Below are 20,429 nucleotides of genomic sequence, written 5' to 3' on the forward strand. Positions count from 1 at the left end.
ACTGGGCCCGCTCGCTCGTCGAACGCGCGTCCCGCAGCCCTCGCACAGTGAGGGGACGCCCCGAGCACGCAGACCGTCGCAGAGCCAGGAGCAGCATCCGTGTCCGATCACCGCACCGAGGACCGCGCGCCGCGGTCCGAGCGCGGCTCCGAGCCGGATCCGGCCGAGCGCGACGAGGCCCCCGCGCGCAGCCTGCGACGCTTCACGACCTCGTCGGGCAGCCGTCGCCTGCTGTGGGTCGTGGCGATCGTGCTGTTCATCGTCTTCCTGGCAGCCCCCACGACCAAGATCTACCTGGACCAGCAGGCGGAGATCGCCGAGCTGGAGGCCAGCATCGAGGAGAAGTCCGCCGACCGGGATGCCCTGCAGGACGAGCTCGAGCTGTGGGAGAACCCGGACTACGTCGAGCAGCAGGCAGGGGAGCGGCTGATGATGGTCGAGCCCGGACAGCGCTCCTACCTGGTGGTCGGCGCCGACGAGGTCGGCACCGGGGCCGCGGACACCTCTGCCGTCGAGGAGTCCGCAGGCAGGCCGGCCTGGGCCGACGCCCTGTGGGGCTCGCTCAAGGACTCCGCCTGGCCGCAGCGCGCCGAGGACTCCGCCGACAGCTTCCCCGAGCTCGACGAGGCACAGGAGGACCCGTCCGCCTCGTCGTCGCCCACCGCCGAGACCACCGAGTGAGGACCCCCGTGAGCGAGCAGAGCACCAGCAGCGATCAGCCGCGCCCGGATCTGGAGCAGACCGTCTCCGGGATCGCCCCGGCCGGGGTGGACGTGGCCGAGCCCCGCGGCCTGAACTCCACGGCCGCCAACCGCCGCCCGCAGGAGCTGGACCTGCAGGTGCTGGCCCGCCAGCTGGGCCGGCCCGTGCGCGATGTGGTGGAGATCCCGGCCCGGTGCGCCTGCGGCAACCCGCTCGTGGCGGCCACCGCTCCGAGGCTGTCCGGCGGCACGCCGTTCCCCACGGTCTACTACCTGGCCCACCCCGTGATCACGGCAGCCGTCTCGCGGCTGGAGGCGGAGGGAGCCATGTACGGGATGACCGACCGCCTGGGCGAGGACGAGCAGCTGGCGGCGTCCTACCAGCGCTCGCACGAGGACTACCTGGCCCGGCGCGAGCGCATCGGCGCCATCGCCGGCTCCGGGGAGGTCCCGGAGATCGACGGCATCTCCGCAGGCGGCATGCCCACCCGCGTGAAGTGCCTGCACGTGCTGGTCGGACACTCGCTGTCCGCGGGACCCGGCGTGAACCTGCTCGGCGACGAGACGCTCGAGCTGATCGCCGACACCTGGTCCCCGCAGATCTGCCGATGCGATCCCGCCTGGCGCGAGTCCTGAGCACCGCCCCACCCCCTGAAGAGCCCGAGTACACCGAGGAGCCCCCATGCGCGTCGGAGCCATCGACTGCGGCACCAACTCGATCCGCCTGCTGATCACCGAGGCGGCTGACGACGCCGTGGGCGCCTCCCCGGCCGAGATCGAGCTGAACGAGCTCGTGCGCACCAAGGAGATGGTCCGCCTGGGCCAGGGCGTGGATGCGACAGGCTGGCTGGCCCAGGAGGCGCTGGAGCGCACGTTCGCGGCCGTCGACGGCTTCGCCCGCCTGCTCGATGAGCACGCCGTGGACTCGGTGCGCTTCGTGGCCACCTCGGCCACGCGCGACGCCGGCAACCGGCACGTCTTCGTGGACGGCATCCGCTCGCGCCTGGGCGTGGCCCCCGAGGTGATCTCGGGCGAGGAGGAGGCGGCCCTGTCCTTCGCGGGGGCCACCATGGTGGCCGCTCCGGAGTCCGAGGACGATCGCACGTTGGTCGTGGACCTGGGCGGCGGCTCGACCGAGCTCGTGCTCGGCAGCTCGGCGGGGATCCTGGCCTCGCGCTCGCTGAACATCGGATGCGTGCGCATGACCGAGCGCCACCTGGGCTCCAACCCGCCCACCGAGGCGCAGCAGCGCGCGGTGCTGGCGGATGTGGACCGCGCCCTGGACTCCGCGGCGCTGACCGTCCCGCTGGGCCAGACCCGGAAGATCGTGGGCGTGGCCGGGACCGTCACCACCATCACCGCACTGGCCCTGGGCCTGGAGGACTACGACGAGCAGCGGATCAACGGCGCCGAGCTGCCGATCTCCGATCTGGAGCGCACCTGCCGCGAGCTCACCGCCATGACCCGGGAGCAGCGCGACGCCCTGGGCGTCATGCACCCCGGGCGCGGCGACGTGATCGGCGGCGGCGCCCTGGTGTGGCGGCGCGTGCTGCAGCGGATCGCCGAGGCCACCGACGGGCGTGTGAGCACCGCCACCACGAGCGAGCACGATATTTTGGACGGCATCGCACTGTCCCGCCTGTCCACCATCCCCCAGAAGGCTCCGCTGGCCTGACGTCCCCGGGGCGCCTGCCGACCCGGATCCGCTTCGCGGAGTCCACGAAGGACCTGACCATGAGCCCCACAGCCTCCGAGCGCACCTCCGGCAATGGAGGGCGGGGCCCGGTCCGCACCGCCGTGGCGCTGAGCGCCTCCGTCGTGCTGAGCGGGATGCTGACCAGCGCGGTCATCGCCGGCCCCGTCCAGGCCACCGAGGAGACCCCGGTGCCGGATGGCCCCGCGCCGTCGGTGCCGGTCACGGACCCGTCGGACGTGCCCGTGCCGGAGCCCTCGCAGCCGGCCGAGTCCACCGAGATCTCCGAGTCGCAGGCCCGCGCGGACGAGTACTGGCTCGATGAGTACGGCGTCCGCGACGCCTGGAAGGCTTCGCGCGGGGAGGGCGCCACGATCGCGATCATCGACACCGGCGTGGACGGCTCGCACCCGGACCTCGAGGGGGCCGTCTCGGGGGGAACGGACGTCTCCGGCATCGGGGCCGCGAACGGCCAGGAGCCGCTGGGGGCGGATCCCGATCACGGGACCATGGTCGCCTCCGTCGCGGCCGGGCGCGGCCACGGCGCCGATCACGCCGAGGGCATCATCGGCGTGGCCCCCGAGGCGGAGATCCTGGCCGTGTCGACCGCGCTGGGAACCGATGAGGCCGGCGTGCGCTCGACCGACGAGCAGATCCCCGACGCCGTGCGCTGGGCCGTCGACAACGGCGCCGACGTGATCAACATGTCCGTGGGCTCCCCGCAGCAGTCCTGGCCCGAGTCCTGGGACTCGGCGTTCGCCTACGCGGAGGAGAAGGACGTCCTGATCGTGGCGGCGGCAGGCAACCGCGGAAACGGCCTGGTGCAGGTGGGCGCTCCGGCGACCATCCCCAGCGTGCTGACCGTGGGCGGGGTGGATCAGGACGGGCAGGCCGGCTGGGAGTCGTCGTCGCAGGGGATCTCGATCTCGGTGGCGGGTCCGGCGGAGGAGCTCGTGGGAGCCACTCCGGGAGGCGGCTATGCCAGCTGGACGGGCACCTCCGCCTCCGCCCCCATCGTGGCGGGCACGGCAGCCCTGATCCGCTCAGAGCATCCAGAGCTCAGCGCCGACGAGGTGGCTCACCGGATCACGGCCTCGGCCGAGGACGCGGGCGAGCCCGGCAAGGACCCGCTCTACGGCTACGGGATCCTGGACGTGAACCGGGCGGTGACCGCGGACCTGCCGGAGATGGAGGACTCTCCGCTGGGTTCCATGGAGCAGTGGATCGAGGTGCATCGCCGTCACGACAGCGAGACGAGCGCCTCGGCAGCGACCTCCGGGCCGCCGCTGACGGAGGATGTGACGGTCGAGGCGGAGGCTCCGGAGCCCGTCGAGCCGCTGAACTCGACCGGGAGGCTGCCGATCTTCGTGCTGGCCGGATTCGGGCTGCTGGTCGCCGCGATCACGATCGGGGCGGTCCGGCACATCCGCTGGCTGCTGCGCCGCGGCTGAGGCCCCGCACCTCTCGGCGAGCCCCTCGTGAGGGCTCCCGACCGGGCGACGGATGAGATGTGCGTGAACTCTCGAGACGCACGGGGGAGCGGGGGCGAGGACGGCCTCGTCCTATGACTAGACTCGAAACCATGTCTAGCTCTTTCCTGGCAAAGGACCGTAATCGCATCCTCATCGTGGGCGGCGGGTACCTGGGCTACCACGTGGCTCAGGGGCTCCAGAAGCGGATCAAGGAGTCCGGCGGCATCGTCACGATCGTCGATCCGAACCCCTACATGATGTATCTGCCCTTCCTCCCGGAGGTCGCTGCCGGCAGCCTCGAGGCGCGCTCCGCCGTGGCTCCCTTCCAGCAGTTCCTCAAGGACACCGAGTCGCTGTCGGGCCGTGTCATCGGCATCGACCACGACAAGCGCGTGGCCACTGTGGCCTCCATCAACGACGGCCCCGTCTTCGAGGTCCCCTACGACGAGATCGTGCTCGCCGCGGGCTCCGTGACCCGCGCCTTCCCCATCCCGGGGCTGGGCGAGTCCGCGATCGGCATGAAGTCCATCGAGGAAGCCGTGGCGGTGCGCAACTGGGTCTTCGAGCGCATCAGCGCCGCCTCCCAGATGGAGGACGGTCCGGAGCGCCGCAAGGCCCTGACCTTCGTGCTGGTTGGCGGCGGCTTCGCAGGCATCGAGACCATCGGCGAGCTCGAGGACGCGGCACGCAGGGCCGCAGAGCGCAACCCGCGCGTGAAGGTCTCCGACCTGCGCTTCGTGCTGGTCGAGGCGGCCGGGCGCATCATGCCCGAGGTCTCCCAGGACCGCGCGGAGAAGGTCGTGGCCGAGCTGCGCTCGCGCGGTGTGGAGGTGTTGCTGAACACCTCGCTGGAATCCGCTGAGGACGATCACATCAAGCTGATCAACATGCAGGACAAGTCCCCGGCCGGCGAGTTCGACGCCGACACCCTGATCTGGACCGCTGGCGTCCAGGCGAACCCGCTGTTCAAGAAGAACACCCCGTTCCCCGTCGACGACCGCGGCCGCGTCCGCGCCGGAGCAGACCTGCGGGTCACCGGCGACGACGGCCCCATCCCGGGCGCCTGGACCGGCGGTGACAACGCCGCAGTTCCGGATCTGTCCGGTCAGGGCCCCGGCGGCTTCTGCGTCCCGAACGCGCAGCACGCCATCCGCCAGGCTAAGGTCATGGTCAAGAACATCCTGGCCGCTCGAGAGGGCAAGCCGCTCGAGGACTACTACCACGAGAGCCTCGGCACCGTGGCGGGACTGGGCCTGTACAAGGGTGCTGCCAACCTCAAGGGCGTCGAGTTCTCCGGCCCCCTGGCTTGGCTCATGCACCGCGGCTACCACGCCTACGCCATGCCGACTCTGGATCGTAAGTTCCGGATCCTCAGTGAGTGGGCCGCCAACATGGTCTTCGGGCGCAACACGACCCAGATCCGCCACGTGCGCGATCCTCGCCTGAACTTCGAGACCGCCACCGGTCAGGAGGTCGTGCGCAAGCAGGTCAAGCTCTGACCCTGCGGACATTGACCGGACGCCCCTTCCGCCCAGGCGGGAGGGGCGTCCGACGTCCAGGCCCCCATAGCCCAATCGGCAGAGGCAGCGGACTTAAAATCCGCTCAGTCTGGGTTCGAGTCCCAGTGGGGGCACCAGCCGACCCTCGGTTCGACGGCCCGCATCCGATCAGTGACAGATGAGCACCCCATCAGCGCTGATGGGGTGCTCATCTGTCACCAACCGGCAGATTGCCGGGGATCAGGCCCGTGCGACCGGGTACATCTGTGCGCGCAGCTGCGAGGCGGGGACCACCTCGCGACCGAACGGGAAGCAGGTCACGGGGATCAGCTTGAGGTTCGCCCATGCCAGCGGGATGCCGATGATCGTGACCGCCTGGGCCACTGCGGTGATGACGTGGCCGAGAGCCAGCCACCAGCCGGCGATCACGAACCAGACGATGTTGCCGAGCCCGCTGAAGGCACCGGCGCGTCGGGTGGTGATGACCTCGCGGCCGAAGGGCCAGATGACGAATCCGGCGATGCGGAACGACGCCAGCCCGAACGGGATGGTCACGATCAGCAGGCAGGCCAGGATCCCGGCCAGCGCGTAGCCCAGGAAGAGGGTCCATCCGGCGGTCAGGAACCAGATGATGTTGAGGATGAATGACAGGAGGCTTCTCATATACCGAGACTAGCCGACGGGGCGCTGCGGCCGCGGGTCCCCGTGACTGCCCGGTAATGCATCGCTCCAGTTCACAGGGCAGATGAGCGCCCCTGAACTGGGGACCGATAAGGTGCTATCGGGGTGGGGCCCGGTCCTACGATGGGGGAGCGGGTCTGGTCGCCCGCGCAGCTACGACGCAGGCAGAGGAGACGAACATGAGCGCTCAGAGCGAGCTGACAGGGACCTGGAGCATCGATCCGACCCACAGCCGGGTGGGCTTCTCCTCGCGCCACGCGATGGTCACCAAGGTCCGAGGCGCCTTCAACGACGTCTCGGGCACCGCGCAGCTGGATGCCGAGGACATGTCGCGCTCGCAGGTGCGAGTCGTCCTGCAGGTGGCGAGCGTGGACACCCGCAGTCCTCAGCGCGATGCCCACCTGCGCAGCGCCGACTTCTTCGATGCGCAGCAGCACCCCACCATCGAGTTCGACTCCACGGCGGTGGATGAGGTGGACGAGAATCAGTTCATCGTCACCGGCGAGCTCACGATCCGGGGCGTGACCCGCACGATCTCCGTGCCGCTGGAGCTGCTGGGCGTGGACACCGATCCGTTCGGGCAGCTGAGGGCCGGCCTGGAGGGCTCGCGGCGCATCGACCGCAAGGACTGGGGCGTCTCCTGGAACACCCCGCTGGACTCCGGCGGCGTGCTGGTCTCGGACAAGATCACCCTCGAATTCGAGCTCTCCCTGGTGAAGGATGCACCCGCAGGCGCCGATTCTGCCCCGCAGGGCTGAGCGGCTGCCGTCGCGGCCGACGGTAGTGTCCCGGACATGGATTCTCCCCTGAGCGCACCCGAGCCCGGCACCCTGAGCATCGACATCTGGTCGGATGTCATGTGCCCGTTCTGCTGCCTGGGCGATCGCCACCTGGAGCTGGCGCTGGAGCAGTTCGAGCACCGCGACGCCGTGCGCGTGCTCTACCACTCGTTCCTGCTCGCCCCGGAGCTCCCCGAGGGCGAGACCATGCCCATGATCCAGATGCTGGCTGAGCACAAGGGCATGAGCCTGGAACAGATCCATGAGATGCATCGTCCGCTGATCGCCCGAGGCCGCGAGGTCGGGATCGACTATGCGATGGATGACGTGATCTCGTCGTCCACGCGCAGGGCCCACGAGCTGGGCCATTTCGCCCAGGCGCGCGGCCGCGGTCCGGAGATGATGCGGCGCCTGTTCCGCGCCCACTGGTCCGAGGGCCTGAATCTCGATGACGTCGACGTCCTCGTCCGCCTGGCCGAGGAGGTCGGGCTGGATCCCGAGCAGGCCCGTACCGCTCTGCAGGAGCGCACCTGGCAGCGGGCGGTCGAGGACGATCTGACGGTGGCCCGCAGCCTGGGGGTGCAGGGCGTGCCGTTCTTCGTGCTCGACTCGCGCTATGCGGTCTCGGGAGCGCAGCCGCCGGAGGTGCTGCTGGAGGCGCTGGGCACCGCTTGGGCCGCCTCAGCGGAGGGCTCAGAGGCGGACGACGACGGCGCCGCGGGCACTGACGGGCATCGGTCCGCGCACTGATCGGCGGGACGTCAGACCGCTCCCACTTCGATCGGATACCTCGCTGTTTCGAGAGAATCCTTTATCATCGCAAGGTTGCTCGAATCGTAGGAGTCGCCTGGGAATCTCCCCATAGCAGTCGTCATGCCCTCTGGGCGAGGTGCTCGCACGCCCGCTCCTGCGGTTCGACCCGAGCACTCGAATCCAGCGAAGGGAGCACTGCGTGAGCGAATCCGAGCACGAGAGGACAGCAGGAGAAGGAGGACAGCGGACGCCGCTGGACCGCCAGCGCCTCGGCGGCACGGACAAGGACCAGCAGCGCGAGACCAAGCGCGAGGAGAGGCGGGCCCCCGTCTCCTCCTCGGAGCTCTCGGCCGGATACTCCGCCCTGACGCAGGACAGGGGCCCGCAGGTCAACTGGGTGGTGTTCCTGATCGCGGCGTGCGCGATCCTGGCGTTCTCCGCCTTCGCGATGGCCGCCCCGGACAGCGCTCGGGAGACCATGCACGGCATCGTGCTGTGGATCGCCGAGAACCTGGGCTGGTACTACGTCCTGACCGTGACCCTCGTGATCGGCTTCGTCCTGTGGGTGGCCTTCTCCAAGGAGGGCTCCGTCCGTCTCGGTCCGGATCATTCGCGCCCCGAGTACAAGTTCTTCACCTGGCTGGCCATGCTCTTCGCCGCCGGCGTGGGCATCGACATGCTGTTCTACTCGGTGACCGGGCCCATCACGCAGTTCATCCACCCGATCGACGGGGACCCGCGCAGCCTCGAGGCCGCGGAGGAGTCGGTCGTGTGGACCATGTTCCACTACGGCGTGGCCGGGTGGTCCATGTACTCCTTGATCGGCATGGCCCTGGGCTACTTCGCCTACCGCTGGGGCATGCCGCTGTCGATCCGCGCGGCGCTGTACCCGCTGCTCGGCAAGCGCGTGCGCGGGGCCACCGGCGATGTGATCGACATCTTCGCCCTGGTCGGCACCGTGTTCGGCGTGGCCACATCCATGGGCATCGGCGTGGTGCTGCTCTCCGTCGGGTTCTCGACGCTGTTCGGCATCCCCGATGGGCTGGGACTGCAGATCGCCCTGATCATCGTGGCCGTGGTGCTCACGATCGCGGCCTGCACGTCGGGCGTGGACAAGGGCATCCGCATCATCTCGGAGCTGAACATCTGGTCCGCTGCGGCCATGCTCGTCTACATCCTGATCTTCGGGCAGACCGCGTTCCTGATGAACGGCATCGTGCAGAACATCGGCCGGTTCATCTTCACCCTGCCCGAGCGCACGCTGCAGACCATGGGCTACAACCCGGACGGCGCGGAGTGGATGGGCTCCTGGACCCTGTTCTTCTGGGCCTTCTGGCTGGCCTGGGGTCCGTTCGTGGGCCTGTTCCTGGCGCGGATCTCCCGCGGTCGCACCCTGCGCGAGTTCGTGCTCGCCGCGATCACGGCGCCGGTGCTGTGCGACTTCCTCATCGTGACGATCTTCGGCAACTCCGCGCTGCACGAGGTCATGGTCAACGGCAACGAGGAGTTCGCCCAGCTGTCCATGGACAGCCCCGAGCAGGGCTGGTACGCGCTGCTGGAGATGTTCCCGGGGGCGACCTTCCTGATCGGGCTGGCCACGCTGTCCGGGCTGCTCTTCTACCTGACCTCCGCCAACTCCGGCGCCATGGTCATGTCGAACTACTCCTCGACCATCCCGGACCCCGCCGACGACGGCCCCAAGTGGCTGCGCATCTTCTGGGCCGTGCTCACCGCGATCCTCACGATCGCGATGCTGATCGCCGGCGGTGTGACGACCATGGAGTACGCCACGCTCATCTTCGCCCTGCCGGTGACGATCGTGGCCTACCTGATCATGGCCTCGTTCACGAAGGCGCTGCGCATGGAGAAGGCCGACCGCGAGGGCCGTGAGCTGCGTCGTTCCAACACCGCCGCCAGTGGCGGCCACGCCCCCGAGCGCAGCTGGCGCCAGCGCCTCGCCAACCTGCGCTCCTACCCGTCCAAGCGCCAGGTCGCCGAGTTCGTGACCAGCACCGTGCAGCCCGCGCTGAGCGATGTCTCCCGCGAGTTCGAGAAGCAGGGCTATGCATCCACGATGGCCGTCAATGAGCTGGCCGAGCACGGGATCCCGTCCTCGAGCATCGAGGTGGACATGGGCGATCATCGCCCGTTCCGCTACGAGGTCGCCGCCGTGGAGACCAACGTCCCCATGGTCGGCGCGCGCATGGGCCAGAACCCGGAGCGCTACTTCCGCCTGGAGGTCTTCACCCAGACGGGCTCCGAGGGCTATGACCTGATGGGTGTGACCCGCCAGCAGATCATCGACGACGTCCTGGACCGCTTCGAGTCCCACCTCGGGTTCCTGGACTACTCGACGCTGCACTCGACGGCCTCCGTGCTGACCCCTCCGCAGGAGACGGATCCCGCAGACGACCTCACGCCGGTGCCCGGAGATCTGCCCGGCCCGCAGCCGGATTCCTCGCGGGTGGTCATGCCGTCGCCCGATGCCCCGGATCCGGATCAGCGCCGCTGAGGCTCCTGACCGGACACAGGCCCCCGTCCCGACGCCGCGCGTCGGGACGGGGGCCTGTCGCATCCGCGGCTCCGCTTCGACGGCGCCTTCCGACGGCTGCCACGGGGATAGCCTGCTCGACATGAGCACGTCGCACGCGGGGCCGAGCACCGGCCCGAGGGAGGCCCCGGCAGGATCCCCCGCCGTCGTCCTGCGCGGGACCCTGGGGCTGGCGGTGGCCATGGGGCTGGGCCGCTTCTTCTACACCCCGGTGCTCCCGCTGATGGTCGCGGCCCTGAACTGGGGCACCGGGCCGAGCGCCTGGATCGCGACCGCGAACTACGCGGGCTACTTCCTGGGCTGCCTGGCCGTGGCCCGGGGCTGGCTGCGGCCAAGCTCCGCGCTGCTGCGCGTCGGGCTCCTGTCCACCGCCGTCCTGCTCGCACTGGTGGCGCTGAGCGGCGAGCCGCTGTGGCAGGCGTCGGTGCGCCTGGCGGCCGGAGTCGCCTCCGGGCTGGTCTTCGTGTGCATCACCCAGCGCATCCCGCAGGTTGCGCGACGCCCGCATGATGCCGGGCTGGTGTACGCGGGAGTGGGCACGGGCATCCTGGCCTCGGGGGCGCTGGTGCTGGCGGTGGGCGGCGCCGTCGGCTGGCGAGGCCTCGGGCGCCCCGGTCCCGGATGACGAGACCCCGGGCTCCCGGCCCGACGGCATGCTCCAGCTGTCCGTGGGCTACTTCTGCCAGGGCGCGGGCTACATCATCATCGGCACCTATCTCGTGGTGCTGGCCGAGCCCGTGTTCGGAGCGACGGCCGCCGCGGCGACCTGGCTCGTGGCCGGAGCGGCCACAGCACCCTCGCCGCTGCTGTGGTCGCTCGTCGCCGCCAGGATCGGCCTCCGCAAGGCATTGACCGTCTGCTACGGGCTGCAGGTCCTCGGCGCGGTGCTGGCGATCTTCGCCTCCGCGCCCGTCCTCCTGCTGGCGGCGGCGGCCCTGTTCGGCGCGACGTTCATGGGCGTGACCATGATGACCATCGGAGTCGGGACGCAGCTGGGGTCCCCGGTCGCGGCGGCCGAGCTCACGACCTGGTACAGCCTGGGGCAGATCACCGGACCGGCTCTGGTGGCGGCGGTGCTCAGCGGCACGATCATGGGCAGCTTCATCGTGGCCGCGATCGCGCTGGCTGCGGGCATGGCGCTGAGCCTGCTCGGGGCGCGGGCCGCGCAGGCTCGGTGAGCGCCTCCGGCATCGTCCGCGGCAAGGCGGCTGGCATCGTCGGCCCGTATCGAGGACAGTGAGGGGATCGGCCACGAGGCCGATGACCCGAGGCCGAAGGAGAGCATCATGGCGGTCTTCCACCATCAGGAGGTCCTCGAGCATCCGCTGGAGACCGTCTGGGACTGGCACTGCCGCAGCGGAGCCCTGACCCGGCTGAGTCCCGAGTGGGCCCAGACGGTGCTGCAGGAGTCCTGGCCGCCGCTGTCGACGGGTTCCCGGGCCCACCTGCGCACCAGCGCTCCGGGCACCGCCGGGTCGGTGCGCGTGCCGTTCGTCAGCGAGCACGAGCCCGGGCCCACGGAGCACTCGTTCGTCGATCGGATGGTGCGCGGCCCGCTGAGCAGCTGGGAGCACACGCACACCTTCGCCGCGCATGAGGACGGCGCGACGCTGATCGCCGATCGGATCGCCTACGAGCCGCTGCCGGGCCGCCTGGGTGAGAGGGCGAGGTTCGTCGCCTCCGCCATGCGCCCCACGCTGGAGGCCACGTTCCGCGCGCGCTCCACCAAGCTGCGCGCGGACCTGGACTTCCAGGGCCAGCTCGACGGGATCAGCGGAGGGCGCAGGCTCAACGTGCTGATCGGCGGTGCCTCGGGGCTCGTGGGCTCCCAGGTCGCGGCCATGCTCTCGACCGGTGGGCACAGCGTGCGCAGACTGGTCCGGCGGGCGGCCCAGCGCGAGGACGAGGTCTCGTGGGACCCGGGCACAGGGCACCTGAATCCCTCGGACGTTGCCTGGGCGGACGTCGTCGTGCACCTGGGAGGAGCGAGCATCGCCCGACGCCTCACCGAATCCGGCAAGCGCGCCATCCGCGAGTCGCGGCTGTCCTCCACCGGGCTGATCGCCGACGTGTGCGAGCGGCTGCCCGCCTCCGTGCGCCCGGAGGCCTTCGTGTGCGCCTCAGCGATCGGGTACTACGGCGGCCAGCGCGGCAGCGAGCAGCTGGTCGAGGGCTCGGCCTCGGGAGGCGGTTTCCTGGCCGAGGTCTGCCGCGACTGGGAGGCGGAGGCCGCCCGTGTGGAGGCCCTGGGCATGCGCCGGGTCAGCATCCGCACGGGCGTGGTCATGACGAGCCTGGGCGGGATGCTGCGGCTACAGCTGCCGCTGTACCTGGCCGGGCTCGGCGGCCCGCTGGGCGGCGGGCGCAATCACCTGTCCTGGATCTCGCTGGATGACCTCACCCGGATCTACGCCCGGGCAGTCGTCGACGGCGGGCTGGAGGGGCCGGTGAACGCCGTGGCCCCGGAGCCGGTGCGCCAGCGGGAGTTCGCCCGCGAGCTCGGCCGCGCACTGCACCGGCCCCGGATCGTTCCGACCCCGGCGCTGGGGCCCAGGCTCCTGCTGGGGAGGCAGGCGAACGAGGAGTTCGTGATGGCCGACCAGCTCGTGCGCCCGGCCGCGCTCGAGGCCCACGGGCACGCGTTCCGCCACCCGAAGCTGGCCGACGCCCTGGGGGAGACGCTGCCGCCGAGAAGCTGATTCAGCTACTCGGCTTGGAATCGCGGGCGAAGCGCTCCGCCTTGATGCGCTCGGGAAGGACGCGGTTCACAGCCGCGGCGCGCTTGGTGGCGGCGTCTCCGCCCACCACATGATCCTTGCCCGCGAACAGCGCGTCGAGGCCCTGCCGCGCGACGACGGACGGATCGTTCTTCCAGTCGTTCGAGCCGAACTTCGTGTCGTCCATGCCGGCCGTGTGGTGGAAGTCGGTGGCCGTGGCCCCGGGCATCAGGACCGTGACGCTCACGCCGAACTCGCGCAGCTCCTGGCGCAGTCCCTGGGCGAAGCTGCTCATGAAGGCGCGGGTGGGCCCGTAGATCGACTCGTAGGGGGTCGGGGTAGTGGCGGACAACGACGACGTGATCAGGATCCGCCCCGCTCGGCGCTGGGCCATGTGCCGGGCCACGTGCTTGGCCAGAACCACCTGGGAGGTCACGTTGAGCCCGAGCATGGCCAGCTCGTCGTCCAGGTCCGTGTCCAGGAAGGACCCGCCGAGGCTGCGTCCGGCGTTCAGCGCAGCGACCTCGAGCGGTGGATCCAGCTGCTGGACAGCCTGCCAGACCGCCTCCGCGCCCTCACGAGTCGACAGGTCGGCCTGGACCGGGTGCACCTCGACGCCCGGCAGCTGCTCGGGCAGGTCGAGGATCCGGTCTCCGGACCCGACGCCCACGATGTCGAAGCCGCGCTCGGCGAGGCCGTGGGCGAGCTGGAGGCCGATGCCCGCGGAGGCCCCGGTGATCAGTGCGAGAGAAGACATGCCACCAGCTTAGGACGTGGCGCGCCAGGCAGCCTTGCGGGGAGGCGCGGACTCACACTGAGAGGCCACTCGACCTGCTCGGGGGCTGGGCGCGGGGCGATTGCTGCAACAGGGCATGAAGAAGGCCCTCCTACCTGACGTCATGCCTGGTCGGAGGGCCTTTCACGGGGTGGAGCTAAGGAGAATCGAACTCCTGACCTCTTCATTGCGAACGAAGCGCTCTACCAACTGAGCTATAGCCCCGGAACGAACCAGATCAGCGTACGCCCCAGGGGGCTGGGCGTCCAACTCCGGGCGCAGCCTCTAGTCTGTGCGGCATGGAATCCCACGCGCACCCGGAGCCCGATCAGCCGGCCCCCACTGACCAGCAGGACGTGCCGGGGCCGTCGTCGGGCGCTTCCGACACCGCACAGGGCCCCGTCCTGCGGGTGGGCTACGAGACCGGGATGATGCCGGGCAAGTGGCTGCGGCGCTGGCGCGAGCGCGGTGACGGGCTCGAGGAGCAGCAGCTGGCACCCGGGCAGTGGCCGCAGGCGCTGGGGGAGACGGTCGACGTCGCCCTGATCCGTCTGACGCCGCACCCGCACACCGAGGCCGGGGCGGCGCTCGCGGACCTGACCCAGCTGCGGGAGTCGTTCCACGTCGTGGAGCTCTATGACGAGCAGCAGGTCGTGATCCTTCCGGTGGACGACGAGCTGACGCTGCTCGACGACGTCCCCGTGGGAGAGCTGGCCGATGAGTGGCTGCTCCAGGAGCTCGACCAGCTGCCCGAGCACCGTCCCTCCGCCGAGGGGCGCGGCACCGACGACGCCGGTGCGCCGCGCCAGCTGCCCGAGATCGCCGACTCCGGGGCCGCCGTAGAGCTTGTCGCGGCCGGGGTGGGCCTGTACGTCGCGCCCATGTCCGTGGCTCGGTGGCACCACCGCAAGGATCTGACCTACCGCCCGATTCAGGACCTGCCGCTCGTGCCGGTCGTGCTGGTGTGGCCGAAGGACCTCCCGGAGCAGACCGAGGCGATGGTCCAGGACTTCCAGGGCATCGTCCGCGGGCGCCGTGAGGGCAGCTCCCGCGGCAGCGAGTCCGAGGCGATCGCTTCCCGGGGAGACGAGGACCTGTCCAACAGCCGCGATCCCGAGGTGCAGCGGGCGGCCAGTGCGGCGCGCAAGCGCAGCAAGGCGAAGTCCGGCTCCGCCTCGGGCGGCTCCCGCACCGGCAAGGGCACGAGCCGCGGCGATCAGCTGGCAGGCAAGCGACTGGCCGGAGGGCGGCCGCGCCGCTCCGGCGGAGGTCGACCCGGTGGCAAGCCCAAGGGCCGCGGCGGAAGGCCCGGCCGGGGGCGCTGAGCAGGCGCTGCCGAGCAGGGTGCCCCGGCCTCAGCCCTGCTTCGGCTGCCCGCCGCCCACGATCGGCTGCGCTCCGGTGGGCGGGGTCGAGTCGTGCGGGGAGTCGACGGTCAGGCCGCCGCCGCGGATGACCGCCTGGTTGACCAGGGGCACTCGAAGGCCCTCGCGGTCGAGCATCTTCTTGATCCGCACGCGCAGCACCCGGGCCACGGCCCACTGCTGGGCCGGAGCGGTCTTCACGGCCAGCCGGACGGTCAGGGACTCGCCGGACAGGGCCTCCACGCCCCAGACCTCCGGCACGCCCATCACGTGCTGACCGACCTCGGGATCCCGAGGCAGCGAGGAGAGCTCAGCCTCGAGGCGGCGGATCATGTCGTCCAGGTCGGCGTCGTAGGGCAGGGGGACGTCGAGCACGCACTGCGCCCAGCCCTGGGACTGGTTGCCCACGCGCAGGATCTCCCCGTTGCGCACGTGCCACAGGGTCCCCTCCACATCGCGCACGCGCGTGATGCGCAGGCCCACGTCCTCGACCGTTCCCGAGGCCTCGCCCAGGTCCACGATGTCGCCGATGCCGAGCTGATCCTCCGCGACGATGAAGATGCCGGAGAGGTAGTCCTTGATCAGCGACTGGGCGCCGAAGGACAGGGCCACACCCGCGATGCCCGCTGAGGCCAGCACCGGGGCGATGTTGAACCCCATCTCGGCGATCACCATCAGCAGGGCGACGGCCCAGATGACGAGCACCACCACGGAGGAGAGCACCGCCCCGACGGTGCGGGCGCGCTGGGCCTGGCGCTTGGTGGCGATTCCGGAGTCCTCGACCCAGCTGCGTGCCCCGGACTCCTCGACCTTCGCGATCACGCGCGCGTGGGTGCCCTTGGCGATGCCGCGCGTGACACGGCGGATGATCAGCCGGACCAGGGCGGAGGCGACCAGGGCGATCATGATGATCAGCAGGATCCGGGAGGGGGCTCCGAGCCAGAAGGACCAGGTCGCCAGGTCCGCGGGGGAAGTCTCTGAGGAGGCCAGCAGCTGCATGCCGGGAAGGATAGTGTCCGCGGCTTGACGACAGCTGATGGCTCCCAGCGGATACCCGGTCCGGTCTGGAACAATGCTGCGACACAGCCGCCCGCCGACGTGCGCCCCGCATGCGCGCCGTCCGCGCGACCGACTTCCCGCAAGGAGACCCATGCCCCTGACCAGCTCTTCCGCGCTGACCATCGCAGCCCAGTCCGCACCGCAGATCGCTGCGCAGTCCGCTTCCGAGGAGGCCGGGCTGACCGGCATCGCCGGATGGTCCGTGGACCTGATGGATGCGATCGGCGCCCCCGGCGCGGGCCTCCTGGTGGCCGCGGAGAACCTCTTCCCGCCGCTGCCGTCGGAGATCATCCTCCCGCTGGCCGGCTTCACGGCCACCCAGGGCGGCTTCACTCTGTGGGAGGCCATCTTCTGGACCACGCTGGGCTCCGTCGTGGGAGCCATGGCGCTCTACGGGTTGGGCGCCTGGCTGGGCCGTCGTCGCCTCTACCTGATCGTGGACCGCCTGCCGCTGGTGGACGTCCACGACGTCGAGCGCACGGAGGACTGGTTCGACAAGTACGGCCCGTACACCATCTTCCTCGGCCGCATGGTGCCGCTGTTCCGGTCGCTGATCTCGATCCCGGCGGGAGTGGAGCGCATGCCGTTCTGGTTCTTCACGGGCCTGACCACGATCGGCTCGCTGATCTGGAACACGATCTTCGTGGTGGCCGGCTGGATCCTGGGGGCGAACTGGCACCTCATGGAGCAGTGGGCCGGGGTGTTCTCCAACATCGTCTACGTCGTGGTCATCGTCTTCCTGCTCTGGTGGGTCGTGAAGCGCGTCCTCAAGATCAGCAAGGGCCGCACCGACGGCTCCCGGGAGGAGTCGGTCGAGGAGATCCTCGAGCGCCGCGCCCGCAAGGACGAGCAGATGCGGCATCAGCGCGAGGAGAAGAAGGCGGCTCGTCGCGCCAAGCGCGCCTGAGTCCCGCACACCGCACGACGACGGCCGGTCACCTCCTCCGGGGAGGCGACCGGCCGTCGTCGTACTCAGGCACGAGCGCTCACAGCCAGTCCTTGTGCTTGAACACGAGGTAGAGCACGAGCGAGCACAGCGCCATCAGCCCCAGCGAGTACGGGTAGCCCAGCGCCCAGTGCAGCTCGGGCATGTCGTCGAAGTTCATGCCGTAGATGCCCGCGATCAGGGTCGGCACCACCAGGATGGCGGCCCAGGACGAGATCCTCTTGGTCTGGTCGTTGAGCTGCATGGCGGCGTCGTTCTGCCGGGCGGCGGTCAGCGTGGCGTCGAGCTGCATGGCGTCGTTGAGCGCCGCGCGCAGCGACTCCACGCGGCGGGTCACCGACACGGCGTGATCGGACACATCGCGCAGCAGGTGGCGCAGGGTCTCGTCGTCCCGGACCCGCTCGGCCCGGGCAACCTGCCCGAGCATGTCCTCGAGGGGCTCGCAGGCGCGGTGGAAGCCGGTGACCTGCCGGGCGAGGCTGTAGATGCGCGGCGAGACCCGGTCCTCGCCGGCCAGCAGATCGTCCTCGATCTGATCCAGATCGGCTGAGACCCCCTGCAGGACCGGGAAGTAGTCGTCCACCATCTGATCGACGACGGTGTAGTGCACGGCAGCCGGCCCCCGGGCCAGCAGCTTGGGATCGTCCTCCAGGCGCCGAGCGGCTCGGCGCAGCACCTCCGACGGCTCGTAGCGCACGGTCACCGCGTAGTCGGTGCCCAGGAAGACGTGGATCTCCCCGATCCGGATCTGCTCCTGGGCATCGTCGTAGACGGCCGGGCGAAGGACCGTGAACATGTCCGGCCCGTAGCGCTCGACCTTGGGCCGCTGATGGGCCTGCAGCGAGTCCTCGACGGCCAGATCGTGCAGCGCGAAGCGCCCCTGCAGCTGGTCGAACTCCTCCCGGGTGGGCGATTCCAGGGCGATCCAGATGAAGCTGCCGTCGTGCTCGGGGGAGTCATCGAGCAGCCGGGCTCCTTCGCGGATCGAGCTCGGGGACGCCAGGAGGCGCCCGTCACGATAGACGGCGCAGTGCTGAAGGGGCATGGTGTCGATCCTAGGGGCGTCGGCGTCGGCGTCGGCGCCGGAGGTCGGGCTTCCCTAGACTGGCGCGCATGGGAATCAGCGGGCAGCAGGAGACCACGGCGCGATCCACCGGCAGGAGCCTCCGGCGCGGCCTGCTGGCGGTCTCGGCGACCGGGCTGCTCGTGCTCACCGGCTGCGGCGACCGCGGCGACGATCCCCAGCCGGCAGTCTCGGAGGAGGGGCCCGTGCTGGTCGGCGCCGGTCCCACCGTCCAGACGCAGGCCGTCGCGGATGCGTGGGTGCTGGCGCTGGAGGACAGCGGCATCGCAGCCGAGGTCCGCGAGGTGGAGGGAGGCCGTGCCGGCTACCTCCAGGCGGTCGAGGACGGCACGGTCGACGTCTACCCGGACTTCACCGGCGACCTCTACCTGGAGCTCGACGCCGCCTCGGCCGAGCAGTCCCCAGCAGAGCCGACCCCAAGCCCCGGGGGGGAGGCGGCAGCCGACAGCGGGGGACTGATCGATTCGCTGACCTCCCTGGTGGGACAGGACCCAGGAACCGCAGGGTTCTCGGATGCCGATGTTGAGGCAGCCGTGCAGGAGCAGCTGCCCGACGGCCTGACCCTGCTGGCCACGGGCTCGGCGGATCGCACCCGGGCCATGGCCGTCACCGCGGCCACGGGTGCGCAGCTGTCCGGCAGCACGCTGGATTCGCTGAGCGGGGACTGCTCGAAGATGACCATCGGCGTCCCCAACGAGGAGACCGAGCAGCCGGTCACCGTGCCGGCGCTGGAGGAGCTCTACGGCTGCGAGCCGCAGAAGGTCGTGGGCTACGGATCGCCGGAGGAGACGGTGGAGGCCCTGCTGCGCGACGACGTGCAGGCCGCAGTGGTGGTCACGACGCGTCCGGAGATCCAGGACAACGCGCTCGTGGTCCTCGAGGACGGCTCCGGCGCCATGATCCCCGAGCGCGTGGTGCCCGTGGCCGATGATGAGCTGCCGCAGAGCGTCCGGACTGTGGTCGATGACGTCGACGGCCGCCTGGATGCCGATGCCATGACCCTGCTGACGCGGATGACGACCTCCCAGGACCTGTACACGCCGTACGAGGCGGCCGATTACTGGTGGGGCACTCAGAACTAGGTCCGCGTATCGTGGGCGCATGCGCAAGATCACCCAGTCCAAGAAGCTCGCCGATGTCCGCTACGACGTCCGCGGTCCGGTCCTCGAGCAGGCGGAGCGCATGGAGGACGCGGGACACCGCATCCTGCGCCTGAACATCGGCAATCCCGCGCCGTTCGGCTTCGAGGCCCCGGACGCCGTGCTGGTCGACATGATCAAGAACCTGCCGAACGCGCAGGGCTACTCGGACTCCCGCGGCATCTTCTCGGCGCGCACCGCGGTCGTGCAGTACTACCAGACCCGCGGGATCATGAACCTCGACGTCTCCGAGGTCTTCCTGGGCAACGGCGTCTCCGAGCTGATCACCATGTCGCTGCAGGCGCTGTGCGACGACGGCGACGAGATCCTGGTCCCCTCCCCGGACTACCCGCTGTGGACCGGGGCCACGGCCCTGTCCGGCGGCACGCCCGTGCACTACGCCTGCGACGAGGCCGACGGCTGGAATCCGGACCTCGAGGACATCCGGGCCAAGATCACGCCCTCCACCCGGGGCATCGTGGTGATCAACCCGAACAACCCCACCGGTGCGGTCTACTCGCGCGAGACCCTGCAGGGGATCGTCGACCTGGCCAAGGAGCATGATCTCATCCTGTTCGCCGACGAGATCTACGAGAAGATCACCTACGACGGCGCCGAGATGATCAACCTGGCCTCGCTGTGCGGCGAGGACGTCCTGTGCCTGACCTTCTCGGGGCTGTCGAAGGCGTACCGCGTGGCGGGCTACCGCTCCGGCTGGCTGGCGATCACGGGCCCCAACTGGAAGGCCGAGTCCTACCTCGAGGGGCTCAAGCTGCTGTCCAACATGCGCATGTGCGCCAACGTCCCGGCCCAGCACGCCATCCAGACGGCCCTGGGTGGGTACCAGTCGATCAACGACCTCATCCTCCCGGGCGGGCGCCTCAAGGCCCAGCGCGATCTGGCCTACGAGCGCCTCAACGCGATCGACGGGGTGACCTGCGAGCCGGCTCGCGGCGCGCTGTACCTGTTCCCCAAGCTGGATGTCGAGAAGTTCGGGATCGAGGACGACGAGCGCTTCGCCCTGGACCTGCTCAAGGAGCAGAAGATCCTGGTCAGCCACGGCTCGGCCTTCAACCTCCCCACGCCCGATCACTTCCGGCTCGTGTTCCTGCCCTCGGTGGAGATGCTCGCCACGGCGCTGGATCGCATCGAGGAGTTCCTGGGCAGCTACCACCAGGTCCGCTGATCGGAACCCCTGACGACGCCGGCTCCCCGA

Annotated in this window: 19 protein-coding genes and 2 tRNA genes; 16 read left to right on the forward strand and 5 right to left on the reverse strand. The window is 70.2% G+C overall.

Translation table 11 applies throughout. From position 1 onward, the window contains the following. The first annotated feature begins 99 nt into the window (after positions 1 to 99). The 6 genes from QSJ40_RS04145 to QSJ40_RS04170 all read left to right on the forward strand — a co-directional run bounded on the left by QSJ40_RS04145 (position 100) and on the right by QSJ40_RS04170 (position 5,502). Positions 100 to 681: an FtsB family cell division protein gene (locus tag QSJ40_RS04145; RefSeq protein WP_006215498.1), complete on the forward strand. Its 582-nt coding sequence runs from the start codon at positions 100 to 102 to the stop codon at positions 679 to 681. 92 nt (positions 682 to 773) lie between these two features. Further along, a complete protein-coding gene (locus QSJ40_RS04150) occupies positions 774 to 1,337 on the forward strand; it encodes a DUF501 domain-containing protein (RefSeq protein WP_375543934.1) in 564 nt (187 codons plus the stop codon). A gap of 46 nt (positions 1,338 to 1,383) precedes the next feature. Continuing rightward, positions 1,384 to 2,376 carry a Ppx/GppA phosphatase family protein gene (locus QSJ40_RS04155; protein WP_006215496.1) on the forward strand — a complete coding sequence of 331 codons (993 nt, stop codon included), beginning with the start codon at positions 1,384 to 1,386 and terminating at the stop codon, positions 2,374 to 2,376. Between the two features lie 59 nt (positions 2,377 to 2,435). Further along, positions 2,436 to 3,845, forward strand: a complete 1,410-nt coding sequence (locus tag QSJ40_RS04160) for a S8 family peptidase (RefSeq protein WP_006215495.1) — start codon at positions 2,436 to 2,438, stop codon at positions 3,843 to 3,845. 131 nt (positions 3,846 to 3,976) lie between these two features. Continuing rightward, the gene (locus tag QSJ40_RS04165) at positions 3,977 to 5,365 is read left to right on the forward strand and encodes an NAD(P)/FAD-dependent oxidoreductase (protein ID WP_040561362.1); all 1,389 of its coding nucleotides are present in this window, start codon (positions 3,977 to 3,979) and stop codon (positions 5,363 to 5,365) included. Positions 5,366 to 5,425: 60 nt separating this feature from the next. Beyond that, positions 5,426 to 5,502 (forward strand) — tRNA-Leu (locus tag QSJ40_RS04170). Between the two features lie 103 nt (positions 5,503 to 5,605). Here QSJ40_RS04170 and QSJ40_RS04175 read toward each other — a convergent pair. Continuing rightward, a complete protein-coding gene (locus tag QSJ40_RS04175) occupies positions 5,606 to 6,028 on the reverse strand; it encodes a YccF domain-containing protein (protein WP_006215493.1) in 423 nt (140 codons plus the stop codon). A gap of 197 nt (positions 6,029 to 6,225) precedes the next feature. Here QSJ40_RS04175 and QSJ40_RS04180 point away from each other — a divergent pair, with 197 nt between their 5' ends. From QSJ40_RS04180 to QSJ40_RS04205, 6 genes are all read left to right on the forward strand, one after another. After that, positions 6,226 to 6,804 carry a YceI family protein gene (locus QSJ40_RS04180; RefSeq protein ID WP_006215492.1) on the forward strand — a complete coding sequence of 193 codons (579 nt, stop codon included), beginning with the start codon at positions 6,226 to 6,228 and terminating at the stop codon, positions 6,802 to 6,804. 36 nt (positions 6,805 to 6,840) lie between these two features. Continuing rightward, positions 6,841 to 7,575, forward strand: coding sequence for a DsbA family oxidoreductase (locus QSJ40_RS04185; RefSeq protein WP_006215491.1), 735 nt, complete (start codon positions 6,841 to 6,843; stop codon positions 7,573 to 7,575). Positions 7,576 to 7,777: 202 nt separating this feature from the next. Further along, positions 7,778 to 10,090 (forward strand): choline BCCT transporter BetT, encoded by a 2,313-nt coding sequence (gene betT / locus QSJ40_RS04190; protein WP_006215490.1) that lies wholly within the window; start codon positions 7,778 to 7,780, stop codon positions 10,088 to 10,090. A 121-nt stretch (positions 10,091 to 10,211) separates the two neighbouring features. Continuing rightward, positions 10,212 to 10,754, forward strand: a complete 543-nt coding sequence (locus QSJ40_RS04195) for a YbfB/YjiJ family MFS transporter (protein WP_006215489.1) — start codon at positions 10,212 to 10,214, stop codon at positions 10,752 to 10,754. Further along, complete coding sequence (locus QSJ40_RS04200) at positions 10,639 to 11,307, forward strand: YbfB/YjiJ family MFS transporter (RefSeq protein WP_502875240.1); 669 nt, start codon at positions 10,639 to 10,641, stop codon at positions 11,305 to 11,307. The genes QSJ40_RS04195 and QSJ40_RS04200 overlap by 116 nt, the downstream gene beginning before the upstream one ends. A 108-nt stretch (positions 11,308 to 11,415) precedes the next feature. Beyond that, the gene (locus QSJ40_RS04205) at positions 11,416 to 12,828 is read left to right on the forward strand and encodes a TIGR01777 family oxidoreductase (protein ID WP_006215487.1); all 1,413 of its coding nucleotides are present in this window, start codon (positions 11,416 to 11,418) and stop codon (positions 12,826 to 12,828) included. A gap of 1 nt (position 12,829) precedes the next feature. On the opposite strand, the gene QSJ40_RS04210 is transcribed toward QSJ40_RS04205, so the two are convergent. Both QSJ40_RS04210 and QSJ40_RS04215 read right to left on the reverse strand, forming a co-directional pair. Next, positions 12,830 to 13,603, reverse strand: coding sequence for an SDR family NAD(P)-dependent oxidoreductase (locus QSJ40_RS04210; RefSeq protein ID WP_006215486.1), 774 nt, complete (start codon positions 13,601 to 13,603; stop codon positions 12,830 to 12,832). Between the two features lie 170 nt (positions 13,604 to 13,773). Then, positions 13,774 to 13,846: transfer RNA gene (locus QSJ40_RS04215), tRNA-Ala, on the reverse strand. 74 nt (positions 13,847 to 13,920) lie between these two features. Between QSJ40_RS04215 and QSJ40_RS04220 the strand changes: the two genes are divergently transcribed. Beyond that, positions 13,921 to 14,946 carry a LysR family transcriptional regulator substrate-binding protein gene (locus QSJ40_RS04220; protein WP_285729058.1) on the forward strand — a complete coding sequence of 342 codons (1,026 nt, stop codon included), beginning with the start codon at positions 13,921 to 13,923 and terminating at the stop codon, positions 14,944 to 14,946. A gap of 30 nt (positions 14,947 to 14,976) precedes the next feature. On the opposite strand, the gene QSJ40_RS04225 is transcribed toward QSJ40_RS04220, so the two are convergent. Beyond that, the gene (locus tag QSJ40_RS04225; protein ID WP_006215484.1) at positions 14,977 to 15,984 is read right to left on the reverse strand and encodes a mechanosensitive ion channel family protein; all 1,008 of its coding nucleotides are present in this window, start codon (positions 15,982 to 15,984) and stop codon (positions 14,977 to 14,979) included. 151 nt (positions 15,985 to 16,135) lie between these two features. Here QSJ40_RS04225 and QSJ40_RS04230 point away from each other — a divergent pair, with 151 nt between their 5' ends. Beyond that, positions 16,136 to 16,951 (forward strand): DedA family protein, encoded by an 816-nt coding sequence (locus tag QSJ40_RS04230; protein ID WP_006215483.1) that lies wholly within the window; start codon positions 16,136 to 16,138, stop codon positions 16,949 to 16,951. A 79-nt stretch (positions 16,952 to 17,030) separates the two neighbouring features. On the opposite strand, the gene corA is transcribed toward QSJ40_RS04230, so the two are convergent. Continuing rightward, entirely contained in the window at positions 17,031 to 18,035 is a 1,005-nt protein-coding gene (gene corA, locus QSJ40_RS04235; RefSeq protein WP_006215482.1) for a magnesium/cobalt transporter CorA, read from the reverse strand. Positions 18,036 to 18,103: 68 nt separating this feature from the next. On the opposite strand from corA, the gene QSJ40_RS04240 reads away from it, so the two are divergent. Next, on the forward strand, positions 18,104 to 19,156 hold the full coding sequence (locus QSJ40_RS04240; RefSeq protein WP_006215481.1) for a glycine betaine ABC transporter substrate-binding protein: 1,053 nt from the start codon (positions 18,104 to 18,106) through the stop codon (positions 19,154 to 19,156). A gap of 19 nt (positions 19,157 to 19,175) precedes the next feature. Beyond that, positions 19,176 to 20,399, forward strand: a complete 1,224-nt coding sequence (locus tag QSJ40_RS04245; RefSeq protein WP_006215480.1) for a pyridoxal phosphate-dependent aminotransferase — start codon at positions 19,176 to 19,178, stop codon at positions 20,397 to 20,399. Positions 20,400 to 20,429 lie beyond the last annotated feature (30 nt).

The sequence above is a fragment of the Kocuria sp. NBRC 114282 genome (genome assembly GCF_030268385.1).
Classification (GTDB): domain Bacteria; phylum Actinomycetota; class Actinomycetes; order Actinomycetales; family Micrococcaceae; genus Kocuria; species Kocuria palustris.

Excerpts from the sequence above, each read along its gene's own strand:
- QSJ40_RS04155 (WP_006215496.1), top strand. The coding sequence starts at position 1,384 with ATGCGCGTCGGAGCCATCGACTGCGGCACCAACTCGATCCGCCTGCTG.
- QSJ40_RS04160 (WP_006215495.1), top strand. The coding sequence starts at position 2,436 with ATGAGCCCCACAGCCTCCGAGCGCACCTCCGGCAATGGAGGGCGGGGC.
- QSJ40_RS04165 (WP_040561362.1), top strand. The coding sequence starts at position 3,977 with ATGTCTAGCTCTTTCCTGGCAAAGGACCGTAATCGCATCCTCATCGTG.
- QSJ40_RS04175 (WP_006215493.1), bottom strand. The coding sequence starts at position 6,028 with ATGAGAAGCCTCCTGTCATTCATCCTCAACATCATCTGGTTCCTGACC.
- QSJ40_RS04180 (WP_006215492.1), top strand. The coding sequence starts at position 6,226 with ATGAGCGCTCAGAGCGAGCTGACAGGGACCTGGAGCATCGATCCGACC.
- QSJ40_RS04185 (WP_006215491.1), top strand. The coding sequence starts at position 6,841 with ATGGATTCTCCCCTGAGCGCACCCGAGCCCGGCACCCTGAGCATCGAC.
- QSJ40_RS04195 (WP_006215489.1), top strand. The coding sequence starts at position 10,212 with ATGAGCACGTCGCACGCGGGGCCGAGCACCGGCCCGAGGGAGGCCCCG.
- QSJ40_RS04200 (WP_502875240.1), top strand. The coding sequence starts at position 10,639 with ATGCCGGGCTGGTGTACGCGGGAGTGGGCACGGGCATCCTGGCCTCGG.
- QSJ40_RS04205 (WP_006215487.1), top strand. The coding sequence starts at position 11,416 with ATGGCGGTCTTCCACCATCAGGAGGTCCTCGAGCATCCGCTGGAGACC.
- QSJ40_RS04210 (WP_006215486.1), bottom strand. The coding sequence starts at position 13,603 with ATGTCTTCTCTCGCACTGATCACCGGGGCCTCCGCGGGCATCGGCCTC.
- QSJ40_RS04220 (WP_285729058.1), top strand. The coding sequence starts at position 13,921 with ATGGAATCCCACGCGCACCCGGAGCCCGATCAGCCGGCCCCCACTGAC.
- QSJ40_RS04225 (WP_006215484.1), bottom strand. The coding sequence starts at position 15,984 with ATGCAGCTGCTGGCCTCCTCAGAGACTTCCCCCGCGGACCTGGCGACC.
- QSJ40_RS04230 (WP_006215483.1), top strand. The coding sequence starts at position 16,136 with ATGCCCCTGACCAGCTCTTCCGCGCTGACCATCGCAGCCCAGTCCGCA.
- corA (WP_006215482.1), bottom strand. The coding sequence starts at position 18,035 with ATGCCCCTTCAGCACTGCGCCGTCTATCGTGACGGGCGCCTCCTGGCG.
- QSJ40_RS04240 (WP_006215481.1), top strand. The coding sequence starts at position 18,104 with ATGGGAATCAGCGGGCAGCAGGAGACCACGGCGCGATCCACCGGCAGG.
- QSJ40_RS04245 (WP_006215480.1), top strand. The coding sequence starts at position 19,176 with ATGCGCAAGATCACCCAGTCCAAGAAGCTCGCCGATGTCCGCTACGAC.